This is a genomic window from Bacillus paramycoides (assembly GCF_038971285.1).
GTDB lineage: Bacteria > Bacillota > Bacilli > Bacillales > Bacillaceae_G > Bacillus_A.
The window spans coordinates 4,589,562-4,604,040 of the sequence record NZ_CP152427.1 but is presented as its reverse complement, the minus strand read 5'-3'; the positions used below and the strand labels follow the sequence as shown (position 1 = coordinate 4,604,040).

Below are 14,479 nucleotides of genomic sequence, written 5' to 3'. Positions count from 1 at the left end.
GAATTGTTTTAAGTGTGGGTTATAGATCAGTGATTAGAAAAATAGAATATACAGCACTCGCAGTAATTCCAGGGGTAATATGAAGAGAAATAGCATCCCCTCTTGAAACTGGGTTTCCAGTTGTAATGCTAGTCCAAGTTACAGTAGCGGGACCTACTGCCGGAGTAGGATTAAACACTTGAATTTGTCCTGATCCAGTATCTGTCGGTTTAATTGAAAATACCATAGTTCCTATAATTTTGTCAGTGGTAGTTAAGGTAATAGTAGATAGAATGTAGTTAGAAGTAGGGGTTGTGAGGTTTGTTGGAACATTCCTGCAAATATTAATCGTATAAACAGCAGCAGGTAAATTATTTACATTTATAGACGCAGCAAAGCCAACTATGCTACCGGTCCCAGCAGTGACATACGGAATAACATTGGAGTCAATTCCAGGAGATCCCGCTATACGTTGAAAACCAGCATTTGTTCCTTGAAAAACAATGCTTTTTGCTGATGCACTACCGGCAGAGCCAGTAGGTCCACTTTCTACTAAAACGATATAATCTGGAGATACATTTGGAAAACCTTTAGGTGCATCTTTTTTTACAACAAAGCCGCTGCCTGTATAAGTGACAACTTGTCCTTTTTTATAGGTGGGAGCGGCTGCTAGACTAAAGGTGGTAGTACTTTGAAAAACAGCTCCGGCAGAGCCAGTAGGTCCAGTGTTTCCAGTGTTACCAGTCGGTCCAGTGATGCCAGCAGGTCCAGTACTACCAGTGGGTCCGGTGTTTCCGGTAGAGCCACTGTTACGTCTGCCGTCGCAACTAAAACAATTACGTGGGTACATGTATGTTCTCCTTTCTTTATTTTGAAAAACTAGTTTTAAAAATAGAACTACTATATACATATTATGAATTCTATATTTTTGTGTGTTCGATTGTATTGTTTATAGATTTCAAAAATAGAGAGGGGAGTTGAATCGTTATAGAGCTAACGTTTCTTTTGTGGGCCGAAAGTAACATCAAAGTCAAAATTAGGCTGTAAATAAACCTTAAAGTGATTCTCCTTTTTTCACAGCAAGATAGGAAGCAAAAAGGAAACAAATAAAGCCTAGAATCCAACCAATAGAAGGAGAATAGGGAAATATATGGTGTAATACCATTCCGCTAGAAATAAAAAAGCTACCGAGTAGACCTAAGAAGATGGGGTATCGCAATAATTTGAGCATGAGTGATACAACCTCCTTTATTGCATATATTGTATATCATTCGTAATTTTCTGTATATATTTTTGAAGAAAAATGGTGGTACAATATATAAAGGATACGAGAAGAGAGGATGAACATTAACATATGTACGTTACTGTAACAGAAGCAGCATATAAGAAGATTATGGATACGATTCCGAATGAAGCGAAATATATAAAGTTATTTTACGATAATGAAGGTTGCGGTTGTGTAATGAGCGGAATTATCGATTTAGTAGCTGTAGCAGAAAAAGATGAGCGCGATGTGGATATCGAATCTAGTGCAATGAATTTTATTGCAGATCGCACGAAGCTTGTATTTATGGATGATAAGTTAACAGTTGATTGGCATGAAGGTGGAGGAACTTTTCAGCTGAAGAGTCCGAACCAATTTTATAATCCAAATATGAAGTTACATGTTCGAGTGTAGTAAAGGAAAGGTGGTTCCAAAATGTATTTTGGAACCACTTTTTTATTGTATAAGTCGCTATTATTGTCGTTTTTTGTTGATAAGTCGATATATTTAAAAAATCGCTGATATAATTCGAGTTGCGCCGATATATTTGGAAAATCGTTGATATAATTCGAGTTGCGCCGATATATTCGAAAAATCGCCGATATAATTTCGTGTATCAAATAAAAAGAATCTCTCCAGATCAATACGAAGATTTTTTCACATAATGAAATGTACATATGATTGAATTTTCTGTATAATTTTATTTGCGGAGGGGATACGCATGAAAAGATGGGGGATTGAATTATTAATTTTAGCAGTTGTTACTATTTGGGGGATTAATTTTACGATTGCCAAATATGGACTTTTAGAATTTACAGCAATTGAGTTTACAGCAATTCGAATGATATCGGCGGCACCGCTTATGTTACTCCTTACTTTTTTTATTGAAAAGTCGGTTTATATGGCGCGAAAGGATATACCTAGATTAATCATCGTTAGCGTTGTAGGTATTGTGCTATATCAAACGTTATTTATGGAAACTGTCAAATATACGTCCGCTACAAATGTCTCTTTACTCATTTCTATTTCACCTATTTTTACAACTGTATTTGCGATTTTCTTGAAACAAGAAAAGTTTTCTTCTCGAAAACTTATCGGTTCTATCATTGCTTTTGGTGGTGCAGCATTAGTTTTAGCAGCAGGACATTCACTTGCTAGTTCTTTTTACGGGAATGGGATTGGACTGATTACATCAATATGCTGGGGGCTTTATCCTATTTTAGCAAGTCCATTAATTAAAAAATATTCAGCACTACGTGTTACCGCGTGGTCAGCCTTAGTTGGTGCAATTCCGCTTTTATTGTTAAGTGGACCGTATGTATTTATAATGCCATTTCATATTACACACGGAATGACACTATTCGCCTTACTATATTCTATTTTCTTTGTAACAGTATTCGGTTTAGTTATGTGGTATGTTGGTGTTCAAAAAATTGGAGCGTCACATACGATGGTATACATGTATATAACGCCTCTTGTAGCTGTTTTATTTGCAGCTGTATGGGCAAATGAATATGTATCGTTTCAACAAATAATCGGTGGAATTATTATTTTCTTCGGTCTATGGTTTGTGAAATCGGAGAAAGTAAATGTACATTATGCTGCGGGAGAACCTATATCAAAATAGGAAAACAGATCACCTATGATCTGCTTTCCTATTTTTTTATTTTTGGTAAGAAGACGAGAAATAAGATAGCAGTAATAAGTGGAATTAAGTTTAAAAATGGGATGCGGAAGAGTGTGATAAGAATAATACCTGGAAGAAGAACACCGAGGACAGCGTAGAAAATACTATGATTTTTCGTGTACCAATACAATGAAAGTCCAATAAGTGCAGGGATAATGAGGTGAATGAGAGCCATTAAAAAATAAATCATTAGACGCCCCCTTTATTTGTGTGCTTATTACATCATATCCGTATGTTCATAGATTGATATCACTTTTTTCATAAATGGACGAAAAAAGTTTGGAAAAACGTCACAAATTATGAGAATATGATGTTTGAAATCTTGTATAATATTATTTTCTAAAAACATTTAAACAACATAAACATACTGTTTATGTTGTTTTTAATTTGGGTGAAATGGGTTTAAGGAATATGGATTTGAAAGAAAATTTTGTTGGATAGATCAGAACTAACGAAGAGAGGTACAGCATGATTAGTATGTCATTAAGGTCGTTTAAAATTCAATCGTATTATTTACTAGGTTTTCTTGTACTAGGATGGATGGTAACGCCGTTTTCAGCACATTTTCTAGGTGCAGGAATTGGGCTTATCGTAAGTATGTATTGTGTTTGGCTTTTAGGGAGACGAATTGAGAAGCTTGGAGATAGTATCGTAAAGAAAACTAAAGCACCGACGCTCGGTATGTTTAACCGTTTTGCCGCTGCTATTTTAGGTGCTATTATTATGTACGAAATTGAGCACCATATGGTTATGTGGGCATTTGCAGTAGGGATTATGGGCGGTTATTTCTTAATTGTTGTTAATTTAGGATACTATAGCATGAAAGATGAGAAAGAATTAACGAAGAATTAAAAAGATAAAAAGATAAAAGACTTCTTTTTAGATGGAATAGATGATCCAGCCACGGATAGAAGCGGTCGGGGCCTTTTTTAGCCCCATGTGGTGTGAAACCAGAGAGATGTAGCGAGTAGGGATATAATTTATATATTCGAATCCGTAATTTGGCTATGTGAAAATCGGTTTATTCTGGGATAAATGATGATATTATAACAGGAAGTGTAACTTTGCATAAAATGCAGGTTTCCGCTTCCATTAAGTTAACATGAAATTACGTATTAGTATGACTTTGACGTTCTTTAAAAAAGTTGGATATAACACAACAAATTATTCCGGTCATTAGAATAATATATTTTATCGTTTCACTTGTATGTTGAAATAAATTAACGTTAAGCATTACAAGTCCCCAAAATAGTTGGATCGCTCCGTAACTGAATAAAATTTTTCCTGTACGAGAAAAATTTTTCATAGGTCTCACCCTTTCCTGTATATGTAAATTGTATCATAAAAAAACTGAAAACGAATGATTATAAAATGAATTTTCTGTAATTTATCGAGATAAGTCATAGATGAAGAGAGAAGATATAGAAAGAAGCTTACGTATAAAACGTAAGCTTCTTTTTTATGTAAGTGTGTATAAACCGTTAAGCCGCATTGGGTTTTGTCGGTGAGTACGCGAAACTTTGCGGTTACACGACACTTATTCATATGAGTAAGGGGTATTCCAACAGAAAGTTTGTACTTAAGCGATTGGACCGCCTAAGTTAATAATATCTTCAGAAACGCTGTCGAACTTTTTGAAGTTCGCTTTGAACTCGTTCGCAAGCTCGATTGCTTTTGCTTTGTAAGCAGCTTTATCAGCCCAAGTTTGTTCAGGCATTAACACTTCGTCAGGTACACCTGGTACGTGAAGTGGAACTTCAAGACCGAAGATATCATGTTTAGCTGTTTCAGTTTTTGCAAGTTCACCGCTTAATGCTGCTTGAATCATTGCACGAGTGTAACCTAAGTTCATACGTTTACCAACGCCGTATTCGCCACCAGTCCAGCCAGTGTTTACTAAGAATACTTTCGCATCGTGCTTCTCGATTTTTTCACCAAGCATTTCAGCATAGCGAGATGCTTCAAGTGGTAAGAATGGTGAACCGAAGCAAGTTGAGAATGTTGCTTGCGGAGATGTAACGCCGCGCTCTGTTCCTGCTAGTTTACTAGTGTAACCACTTAAGAAATGGTACATAGCTTGTTCTTTTGATAACTTACTGATTGGAGGCAATACGCCAGATGCATCAGCAGTTAAGAAAATGATTGTATTTGGGTGTCCAGCAACACTTGGCAGTACGATATTGTCGATCGCATGCATAGGGTATGCAGCACGAGTATTTTCTGTTAAAGTAGTATCGTTGTAGTCTGCGATACGCGTTTGGTTATTAATGATAACGTTTTCTAAAACAGATCCAAATTTGATTGCATCGAAAATTTGTGGTTCTTTCTCGTGAGAAAGGTTTACACATTTTGCATAGCAACCGCCTTCAATATTGAATACACCGTTATCAGACCAACCATGCTCATCATCACCGATTAATTTACGGTTTGGATCAGCAGATAATGTTGTTTTACCTGTTCCAGATAAACCGAAGAATAGTGCTACGTCGCCTTCTTCACCTACGTTTGCAGAGCAATGCATAGAAAGAATATCTTGTTCAGGTAATAAGAAGTTCATAATAGAGAAGATTGATTTCTTCATTTCTCCAGCGTATTCTGTACCACCAATTAGTACGATACGTTTTTCGAATGAAACCATAATGAATGCTTCAGAGTTTGTACCGTCAACAGCTGGATCAGCCTTGAAGTTCGGCGCAGAAACAATTGTGAACTCTGATTCATGAGTTGTTAATTCTTCTTCAGTTGGACGAATGAATAATTGATGTACAAATAGATTGTGCCATGCATATTCATTAATAACTTGAATTGGTAGGCGATAATTGCGGTCAGCGCCTGCAAATCCTTTGAAGACGAATAACTCTTCTTTCTCTTTTAAGTATTCTAAAACTTTTGTATATAATTTATTAAAATGTTCTTCAGAAATCGGTTGATTCACTGCTCCCCAAGCAATTTTGTCAGCAACCGATGCTTCTTTCACAATAAATTTATCTTTAGGAGAACGTCCTGTATATTTTCCTGTTGAAGCAGAAACGGCACCAGTAGAAGTTAATTTCCCTTCATTTCGCATTAATACTTTTTCCACTAATTGCGGAACACTTAGTTGAATCTGTGCATTGCTTCCGTTCAATAATTCGTGTAAACCAATTTGGACATTCACAGTACTCATATTTATATACCATCCTTTTCATTTAATGAAATATTTCTCGTAATCCCCAACAAGAGTATAACACAATTATATAAATAATGTATACTATTTATTTCTTTTTGTTTGTGTGAATACATTATTTCCTTATTAATATTTCATTTTAGGCGTATTGAGAAAAACTTTCAGGAAAATGTGAATATTAATTGACAAATGAATAGCATTTCTTTAGTATAGGTTGGGACGGATACTCTCTTATCCCGAGCTGGCGGAGGGACAGGCCCGATGAAGCCCAGCAACCTCACTTGTAGTGGTAAATACAGGTGAATAGGTGCTAAAACCTGTGCGAGGCTACAGGTCTCGAACGATAAGAGCGAAGGGCAAAAAGCAGTATGCAAGTAGCAAATTAAACCTTTCCTCTATATAAAGTAGGAAAGGTTTTTCTGTATGCTTGTGTGGGAGAATAAATGTATGTCGCAATCTGTGGCAAATTAAGGATGAGTTCCGTACAATATATACAATTACTGTAGGGAGGTTTACCACATGACAAAAAAACGTCATCTGTTCACATCTGAGTCTGTAACTGAAGGACATCCAGATAAAATTTGTGACCAAATTTCTGATTCAATTTTAGATGCGATCTTATCAAAGGACGCAAATGCACGTGTAGCTTGTGAAACAACTGTAACAACTGGTTTAGTATTGGTAGCGGGGGAAATTACGACTTCTACTTACGTAGACATTCCAAAAATCGTTCGTGAAACAATTCAAGGTATTGGTTACACACGCGCAAAATACGGATTCGATGCAGAAACTTGTGCAGTTTTAACATCTATCGATGAGCAATCTGCTGACATCGCTATGGGTGTTGACCAAGCGCTAGAAGCACGCGAAGGTCAAATGACTGACGCTGAGATTGAGGCAATTGGTGCAGGAGACCAAGGTTTAATGTTTGGTTTCGCATGTAATGAAACACAAGAGTTAATGCCACTTCCAATCTCGCTTGCTCACAAATTAGCTCGCCGTTTAACTGAAGTACGTAAAAATGATACATTATCATACCTACGTCCAGATGGAAAAACGCAAGTTACAGTTGAGTATGATGAAAATGGTAAACCAGTACGTGTTGATACTATCGTAATTTCTACACAACATCACCCAGATGTTACATGGGAAGAAATCGATCGCGACTTAAAAGAGCACGTAATTAAAGCTGTAGTACCAGCAGAATTAATCGATGGAGAAACGAAATTCTTCATTAACCCAACTGGTCGCTTCGTAATTGGTGGACCACAAGGTGATGCTGGTTTAACAGGACGTAAAATCATCGTTGATACTTACGGTGGATACGCTCGCCACGGTGGCGGTGCATTCTCTGGTAAAGATGCAACGAAAGTTGACCGTTCTGCAGCATATGCAGCTCGTTATGTTGCGAAAAACATCGTAGCAGCTGGTCTTGCTGAGAAAGCAGAAGTACAACTTGCATACGCAATTGGTGTAGCGCAACCAGTATCAATTTCAGTTGATACATTCAGCACTGGTAAAGTATCTGAAGACGTACTAGTAGAACTAGTTCGTAACAACTTCGATCTTCGCCCAGCTGGTATTATTAAAATGCTAGACTTACGTCGCCCAATTTACAAACAAACAGCAGCTTACGGCCACTTCGGACGTACTGATGTAGATCTAACATGGGAACGTACAGACAAAGCTGCAGCTTTAAAAGAGCAAGCTGGTCTATAATATATGAAAAAAAGCTTTGCGCTCACGGCGCAAAGCTTTTTTTATTACGTTTTATTTACGACTTGGATGCACGAACCACAATAAACTTCTCCATCTAGCTCAATGTACTTTTTCATATTTGTCATACCACTTGCCGGAAATGGCATATGAATCCACGCTTTTTCATATGTTTGTATTTCTTTCCCGCATGATTTACAAAGGATTGGTTTCCTCTTGAACATATGTAATTATCCTTTCATTTGACGTACTTTGCCTGCGCAAAAGGCACTGCTTAGTAAAAATAGTGTTGCGAATATAATGCTTACGAATGTAGCGTATGGAATTGCACCTTTTAGAGAAAAGCCGACAGTAATGGAAGCGACGAATAAGAGGATGAATGTTGTTGTTAGTTTTTTATAAAGTTCCATAGTGAGTGAACCTCCAAATTATTTTGTAATTTAAAATGAAATCTACTATGTGGAAAATATAAGAGAATTTAAAGAATAGCTAATGATGTGTAGTCTAGGAGTATAAGAAAATATATTTTCCTTTTTGTGGTTGTATATACTTATATTGTATCATGGTGTATTAACGGCTTCATACATAATTGTGTAAAGGTAGGTATGATAAAATGAAGAAAAGACTTTAGGAAAGGGAAGATATAAAATGAGCGTAATCGAACATAAAAAACAAGCACCGAAAGAAGTGCGTTGCAAAATCGTAACAATCTCCGATACACGTACAGAAGAGACGGACAAGAGTGGACAACTATTACATGAATTATTAAAAGAAGCAGGGCATACAGTGACCTCTTATGAAATTGTAAAAGATGATAAAGAAAGTATTCAGCAAGCGGTGTTAGCTGGTTATCATCGGGAAGATGTTGATGTCGTGTTAACAAATGGCGGTACTGGTATTACGAAACGTGATGTGACGATTGAAGCGGTATCAGCGTTATTAGATAAAGAAATTGTCGGGTTTGGTGAGTTGTTCCGCATGATTAGTTATTTGGAGGATATCGGAAGCAGCGCGATGTTAAGTAGAGCAATTGGCGGTACAATTGGGCGCAAAGTTGTCTTTTCCATGCCAGGGTCTAGCGGAGCGGTTCGTCTTGCGATGAATAAATTAATTTTACCGGAATTAGGTCATATTACATTTGAGCTGCATCGCCAATGAGTAAGTATGCTGGAATTGTATTAGCGGGCGGTATGTCGAGTCGATTCGGTGAGCCGAAAGCGTTAGCGAGCTGGCAAGGTAGTACTTTTATAGAGCATATTTTGAAAGTGATGACAACTATGTTGCAAGAAGTTGTGGTCATTAGTCATTCTGATCTAAAAGAGCGAGTAGAGCAACTCGTACAAGTTCCTGTTATAGAAGATATTCCGCATTATAAAGGAAATGGCCCACTTGCTGGAATTGTATCAGGAATGGAATATATAGAAGCAGATTGGTATGCTATTATGCCTTGCGATGCGCCAAATGTTTCACAAGAATGGTTTACCATTTTGCTAGAGCAAACGAGCAATGAATATGATGCGGTTGTACCTATTATTAATGGAAGAAAACAACCGTTACTTGCAGCGTACCATAACCGTGTGAAAGAAAGAATTTATACTTTGCTTCAGGAAGAAAAAAGAAGTATGGGCCAGCTTTTATCACAATGTAATGTGAAATATATTGCTGGTGAAGATGTACAAGCGAATGCGGATTGGTTTATAAATGTGAATACGAAAGAAGAATATGTGCAGGCTCAAAAAGACCTTTCAAATGAATGAAAGGTTTTTTGGTATACAGAAATTGGGGAACAATTACTGTATAAAGGTATGTGAGTAAGTTGATTTTAAGGGGAATTTCTTAAAATCACTATACAGTTAAAATACTGTATAACCATATATTAATTTTTATGGGTTTTTATTACAAGTATGTTTAGTTATGTTTATTTTTGATATAATGAATATAGAAATAAAACAATGTTTAGCCTTATGTATCATTTATGAAACTAAAATTTATAACTGTGTAATAAACTCCCTTCGTCTAGTTGAAGGGAGTTCTTCTGTTTAAGCGAGTAATTCTGATGCGGTGTGCTGAAGGACTTCTTCATATTGGTCAAGTAAGCCACGAAAAATTTCATCCCAGCTTTTTGTTTTAGCATAAGAAGAAGCCGCTATGCCCATTTGTATAAGTTGCTCTTCATTTCGCAATAAAGAATGGATGGATGATAGAAATGAATCCGCATGTTTGGGCGGGCAAAGAATTCCTGTTTTTCCATCTGTAATAATATTTTTAACCCCACCACTATTTGCACCGATGACAGGTGTACCGCATGCAAGTGATTCGAGTACGACATTTCCGAACGTTTCAGTAGCAGATGGAAATATCATGATGTTAGAACAAGCATATGCTTCAGCTAAATCCTTACCTTGTAAATATCCAGTAAAAGTGACATTTGCTTTCGGAACAGCTTCACGTAAATTTGTTGCTAGAGGACCGTCTCCTGCGATGAGCCAATGAATGTCATTTCGAGTATGCGCTGTTTTCACGATAAGGTGTTGCAACGTATCAATATCTTTTTCAGGGGCAATCCGTCCAACATAGGAAAGGACATACTTGGCTGTAATATTATATTTTTTTCGGAATAGGTCTGTATTGTAAGATGGATGAAAGAGTGTGCAATCTACACCACGTCCCCATATGGAAAGGGCTTGAAAGCCTTTATTTTTTAGTTGGTGTAACGTTTCAAAGGAAGGAACGAAATTTTTTTGCATATGACTATGAAACCATTTTAAATAGTTCCAAAGCATATGAGAGAGAAATTCGATTTTGTAATAGCGTAAATAAGCATCGAAATCAGTATGATAAGAACCGACAACTGGGATGTTTAACTTTTTTGCATAATACAATCCACAAAGTCCCATGTTGAAAGGTGTAGCAATGTGAATAATGTCAGGCTTAAAGGAAAGAAGTTCTCGTTTGATGCGCGGAGTAGGAAAAGAAAAGCGACATTCTGGATATAATATTGTTAACGGGATACTTCTCATCTTGTTCACATTGGCCACGAAATTATCTTCAGCTGTATGTTGAGGGGCGAAAACAGAATAGGCGATCTTTTCTTTCTGAAAGTAACGTGTTAATCGTTCTAATGTTTTCGCAACCCCGTTCACTTGTGGTGTAAAAGTATCGGTAAAAATGGCGACTCTCATCATATCACTCCTTTATGTGAAAAGTGGGATGACTTGATAAAAAGAGATGATGCCAGAGCAAGTGCCGAGGCACATACCGACAAATACATCAGATGGATAGTGAAGCCCTAAATAAATGCGCGAAATACCGACGCATAATGCTAACGGTAATAAAAAAACAAATAAACTTGGATTATAGCAAATAAATGGAATAAGGACAGAGAAAACGGCTGTTGTATGACCAGACGGGAAAGAGTGGTCTTTTAATGGATGGACTGGATATTTCGCATCCTGAATTGTTAAATAAGGACGTTTTCGTGGATACCATCTTTTTAATATTTGCACAGGAATATGGCTAATTGCTAACGAAATAGCAGTTGCAATTGCAGCTTGATGCAAAGTCCCTTTTGCGAAAATTAAAAAGAAAAGTGTGAGTGCGATTGAGAAAGTAGCACCACCTATATGAGTAATATTGCTGAAAAAGATATTTAATGTTTTTTGATCAAAGTATCGGTTAATTCCCTTGAAAATGTAACATTCTATTTTATATAGTCCGCTGGCCTTCATGAAAATTCTCCTCCCTCGCTTACATATATATGGAGATATTAGCTTTTATTTTAATAAGATTTTATTGAGGGAGTAATAATGTTTTGTAAAGAAAAAGTTAGTTTTTATAAAAAAAGCTGCCACTTTAATGGCAGCTGGAAAAGTTACTTCTGTAATGATTTATAATACTGACCTTTTTCAACATATTGTGTGCGAATTCGCTCCATGTCTTTACGGTCTTCCTCTGTTAATTCACGAATGACTTTCGCTGGGCGACCGAAGGCTAACGTGTTTGGCGGGATTTTCTTTCCTTGTGAAACGAGGCTTCCAGCGCCGATAAAAGCTCCTTCGCCAATTTCAGCACCATCTAATATAATAGATCCCATTCCAATTAAAGCATCTTTTTTAATATGGCAGCTATGTAAAATAACTTGATGCCCAATTGTAACGTCGTCTTCTAAAATAAGAGGATATTGTGGGCTTTGGTGGAGTGTACATTGGTCTTGTACATTTACTCGATCTCCAATGATTGTTGGTGACACATCACCGCGTATGACTGTATTAAACCAAATACTTGATTCTTCGCCAACGGAAACATCGCCTGTAATCGTAACATAGTCAGCGATAAAAGCACTACTCGCAATTTTCGGATTTTTTTCTTTGTAAGGATATATCATGTAAAGCCTTCCTTTCCTAGAGACTAGTTTAAGTGTATCAAATTATGAAAAAGAGTGAAATGGAGGAGGTTCGTATGTGGAATTATGAAGCGGAGGAAGCAAAGGCTGTAATCGTTATTGTGCACGGCGCGATGGAATATCACGGACGTTACGAAGCTGTTGCGGAAATGTGGAATCATAACGGCTACCACGTTGTGATGGGAGACCTTCCGTCACATGGAACGACTTCAAGAAATAGAGGACATATTGATTCATTTGATGAATACATAGAGGAAGTTAAATTATGGGTGAAAGAGGCAAGAAAGTATAGGTTACCTATTTTTATATTCGGTCATAGTATGGGTGGTCTTATCGTTATTCGTATGATGCAAGAAACGAAGAGAGAAGATGTAGACGGCATTATTTTAAGTTCACCATGTTTAGGCGTATTGGCTGGACCTTCAGCACCACTTCAAGCTGCCTCAAAAATATTAAATATTATCGCTCCAAAATTGCAATTTGCAACGAATCTTACAGTGGAAATGTCAACTCGTAATCATGAAGTTAGGGACGCGATGGAGAATGATTCATTGTTCTTGCGCAAAGTATCAGTACGTTGGTATAGTGAATTGATTAAGTCTATTGAAATTGCTCATAAGAAAATAGATGATTTTCCAGACGTTCCACTCTTGCTAATGCAAGCTTGTGAGGATAAACTTGTAGATAAAACACGTGTCCGCACTTGGTTTGATAATGTTAAAATAAGTGATAAGGCTTTTAAAGAATGGCCGAATTGTTATCACGAGTTATTAAATGAGTATGAGCGTGATGAAATTTTGAATTATATTCAGTCATTTACTGAAATACGCATCAATAACATAATAGAAACAAACAAATAAGTAAATTATTTGTACATTGAATAGAGGAGATGAAGGAAGAAGTGAACGTACCGAGTAATCCCATAACGCTCATGGCGAAAGTATACCGTGATGTGTTTCCGGTTGTACACCATGAGCTAGCGATGTGGAAAGAGCGTGCCTACCATATTCCGAATGATGAGCTTCATAGTCAGGCAATCGCAAGTATTGAGCATAAAACGTTTCATTGCGAAGGCGGTGGCATTTTATCACTATTAGCAAATGAACACCGAGAGGAATGTATTCGTTTTATCGTAGCGTATCAAACGATCAGCGATTATTTAGATAATTTATGTGATCGTAGTACATCACTTGATCCGAATGATTTTGCTGCACTGCATGAATCTATGTTAATGGCATTATCGCCTGAAGTAGAAGGTGGCGGTAATTATTATCGTTATCGTGATGATCAAGATGATGGTGGTTATTTAGATGAACTTGTTGAAACATGCCAAGATGTTTTAAAGAAAACGAAGCACTATGACAAAATTGCTCCTATTCTTCATGAACTTGCTTGTTATTATTGTGATTTACAAATTCATAAACATGTAAAATTAGAAGAAAGAGAACCACGATTACAAACGTGGTTTGAAGCACATAAAGAAAACTTACCTGAGATGAGTTGGTTTGAATTTTCAGCATGTGCTGGTTCTACTCTTGGAATCTTCTGTCTTGTCGCATATGCCTTTCATGATGAATTACATGATGAAGATATTGCGAAAATTAGACAAGGATATTTTCCTTACGTACAAGGACTCCATATCTTACTTGATTATTTCATTGATCAAGAAGAAGACCGCATCGGCGGGGATTTGAATTTTTGTAGTTATTACGAAAACGAGCAAGTGATATTAGATCGTATGAAACATTTTGTAGAAGAAGCAGAGAAGAGCATTGGTGATTTGCCTCATGCGAAGTTTCATCGCCTTATAAGCCGAGGATTACTTGGTATTTATTTATCAGATCAAAAAGTATCAGCACAAAAGAATATGCACAAAATGGCACGGCGCATTGTAAAATATGGAGGCCTCACTTCACGATTCTTCTATTGGAACGGGAAGATGTACCGAAAGAAAACGGCGCAGTGATGAAAAAAACCACTCATGTAGAGTGGTTTTTTTTTTTGTTATAATATGGTAAAGGTGGTGGCGAGATGAAGCGATTGTTTCAAAAGCTATATAAAAATATTGAAGTAACGTTACTTGTGCTACTTTCCATTTCATTTGTAACTGGAATGTATATGATGATGAATAAAGCCGGTGGTCCTACAACGATGGATTATGTAGCCCAAGTTATTATTGCATTGATTATTATAGTAGATATCGTCTTTTTAATAAGTGGTAGAAAAAAAGAAAATAGTAAATAAAAAAGCATTTGTACACGAGAG

18 protein-coding genes and 1 riboswitch are annotated in these 14,479 nt (G+C 36.8%); of the genes, 9 read left to right on the top strand and 9 right to left on the bottom strand.

The window, feature by feature from the left end:
- Nucleotides 1-19 precede the first annotated feature (19 nt).
- Nucleotides 20-829: a collagen-like protein gene (locus AAG068_RS23890; RefSeq protein ID WP_342716061.1), complete on the bottom strand. Its 810-nt coding sequence runs from the start codon at nt 827-829 to the stop codon at nt 20-22.
- 504 nt (nt 830-1,333) lie between these two features.
- On the opposite strand from AAG068_RS23890, the gene AAG068_RS23885 reads away from it, so the two are divergent.
- A complete protein-coding gene (locus AAG068_RS23885; protein ID WP_342716060.1) occupies nt 1,334-1,657 on the top strand; it encodes an iron-sulfur cluster biosynthesis family protein in 324 nt (107 codons plus the stop codon).
- Between the two features lie 307 nt (nt 1,658-1,964).
- Nucleotides 1,965-2,870: a DMT family transporter gene (locus AAG068_RS23880; protein WP_342716059.1), complete on the top strand. Its 906-nt coding sequence runs from the start codon at nt 1,965-1,967 to the stop codon at nt 2,868-2,870.
- 28 nt (nt 2,871-2,898) lie between these two features.
- Here the strand turns inward: AAG068_RS23880 and AAG068_RS23875 are convergent, their stop codons facing one another.
- Nucleotides 2,899-3,120, bottom strand: a complete 222-nt coding sequence (locus tag AAG068_RS23875; RefSeq protein ID WP_000639043.1) for a hypothetical protein — start codon at nt 3,118-3,120, stop codon at nt 2,899-2,901.
- A 278-nt stretch (nt 3,121-3,398) separates the two neighbouring features.
- Between AAG068_RS23875 and AAG068_RS23870 the strand changes: the two genes are divergently transcribed.
- Nucleotides 3,399-3,782, top strand: a complete 384-nt coding sequence (locus tag AAG068_RS23870; protein WP_342716058.1) for an ATP synthase subunit I — start codon at nt 3,399-3,401, stop codon at nt 3,780-3,782.
- A 256-nt stretch (nt 3,783-4,038) separates the two neighbouring features.
- On the opposite strand, the gene AAG068_RS23865 is transcribed toward AAG068_RS23870, so the two are convergent.
- Together AAG068_RS23865 and pckA are read right to left on the bottom strand one after the other, a co-directional pair.
- On the bottom strand, nt 4,039-4,236 hold the full coding sequence (locus tag AAG068_RS23865; RefSeq protein WP_342716057.1) for a hypothetical protein: 198 nt from the start codon (nt 4,234-4,236) through the stop codon (nt 4,039-4,041).
- A 273-nt stretch (nt 4,237-4,509) separates the two neighbouring features.
- Nucleotides 4,510-6,096: a phosphoenolpyruvate carboxykinase (ATP) gene (pckA, locus tag AAG068_RS23860; protein ID WP_342716056.1), complete on the bottom strand. Its 1,587-nt coding sequence runs from the start codon at nt 6,094-6,096 to the stop codon at nt 4,510-4,512.
- A gap of 228 nt (nt 6,097-6,324) precedes the next feature.
- A riboswitch (SAM riboswitch) is annotated at nt 6,325-6,446 on the top strand.
- Nucleotides 6,447-6,615: 169 nt separating this feature from the next.
- Here pckA and metK point away from each other — a divergent pair.
- On the top strand, nt 6,616-7,815 hold the full coding sequence (gene metK, locus AAG068_RS23855) for a methionine adenosyltransferase (RefSeq protein ID WP_342716055.1): 1,200 nt from the start codon (nt 6,616-6,618) through the stop codon (nt 7,813-7,815).
- 44 nt (nt 7,816-7,859) lie between these two features.
- On the opposite strand, the gene AAG068_RS23850 is transcribed toward metK, so the two are convergent.
- On the bottom strand, nt 7,860-8,036 hold the full coding sequence (locus AAG068_RS23850) for a hypothetical protein (RefSeq protein ID WP_342716054.1): 177 nt from the start codon (nt 8,034-8,036) through the stop codon (nt 7,860-7,862).
- Between the two features lie 6 nt (nt 8,037-8,042).
- Nucleotides 8,043-8,222, bottom strand: a complete 180-nt coding sequence (locus AAG068_RS23845; protein WP_342716053.1) for a hypothetical protein — start codon at nt 8,220-8,222, stop codon at nt 8,043-8,045.
- 238 nt (nt 8,223-8,460) lie between these two features.
- Between AAG068_RS23845 and AAG068_RS23840 the strand changes: the two genes are divergently transcribed.
- Both AAG068_RS23840 and AAG068_RS23835 read left to right on the top strand, forming a co-directional pair.
- Nucleotides 8,461-8,970: a MogA/MoaB family molybdenum cofactor biosynthesis protein gene (locus AAG068_RS23840; protein ID WP_060632630.1), complete on the top strand. Its 510-nt coding sequence runs from the start codon at nt 8,461-8,463 to the stop codon at nt 8,968-8,970.
- On the top strand, nt 8,967-9,569 hold the full coding sequence (locus AAG068_RS23835; protein WP_342716052.1) for a molybdenum cofactor guanylyltransferase: 603 nt from the start codon (nt 8,967-8,969) through the stop codon (nt 9,567-9,569). The genes AAG068_RS23840 and AAG068_RS23835 overlap by 4 nt, the downstream gene beginning before the upstream one ends.
- Nucleotides 9,570-9,851: 282 nt before the next feature.
- Here AAG068_RS23835 and AAG068_RS23830 read toward each other — a convergent pair whose 3' ends face one another.
- From AAG068_RS23830 to AAG068_RS23820, 3 genes are all read right to left on the bottom strand, one after another.
- Nucleotides 9,852-10,994 (bottom strand): glycosyltransferase family 4 protein, encoded by a 1,143-nt coding sequence (locus tag AAG068_RS23830; protein WP_342716051.1) that lies wholly within the window; start codon nt 10,992-10,994, stop codon nt 9,852-9,854.
- Between the two features lie 12 nt (nt 10,995-11,006).
- Nucleotides 11,007-11,540 (bottom strand): phosphatase PAP2 family protein, encoded by a 534-nt coding sequence (locus AAG068_RS23825; RefSeq protein ID WP_342716050.1) that lies wholly within the window; start codon nt 11,538-11,540, stop codon nt 11,007-11,009.
- A gap of 143 nt (nt 11,541-11,683) precedes the next feature.
- The gene (locus AAG068_RS23820) at nt 11,684-12,196 is read right to left on the bottom strand and encodes a gamma carbonic anhydrase (RefSeq protein WP_000640206.1); all 513 of its coding nucleotides are present in this window, start codon (nt 12,194-12,196) and stop codon (nt 11,684-11,686) included.
- A 74-nt stretch (nt 12,197-12,270) separates the two neighbouring features.
- Between AAG068_RS23820 and AAG068_RS23815 the strand changes: the two genes are divergently transcribed.
- The 3 genes from AAG068_RS23815 (at nt 12,271) to AAG068_RS23805 (ending at nt 14,458) form a co-directional block, all read left to right on the top strand.
- Nucleotides 12,271-13,074 carry an alpha/beta hydrolase gene (locus tag AAG068_RS23815; RefSeq protein ID WP_000267430.1) on the top strand — a complete coding sequence of 268 codons (804 nt, stop codon included), beginning with the start codon at nt 12,271-12,273 and terminating at the stop codon, nt 13,072-13,074.
- Nucleotides 13,075-13,115: 41 nt separating this feature from the next.
- Nucleotides 13,116-14,180 (top strand): tetraprenyl-beta-curcumene synthase family protein, encoded by a 1,065-nt coding sequence (locus tag AAG068_RS23810; RefSeq protein WP_306184755.1) that lies wholly within the window; start codon nt 13,116-13,118, stop codon nt 14,178-14,180.
- 65 nt (nt 14,181-14,245) lie between these two features.
- Complete coding sequence (locus tag AAG068_RS23805; RefSeq protein ID WP_342716049.1) at nt 14,246-14,458, top strand: hypothetical protein; 213 nt, start codon at nt 14,246-14,248, stop codon at nt 14,456-14,458.
- Nucleotides 14,459-14,479 lie beyond the last annotated feature (21 nt).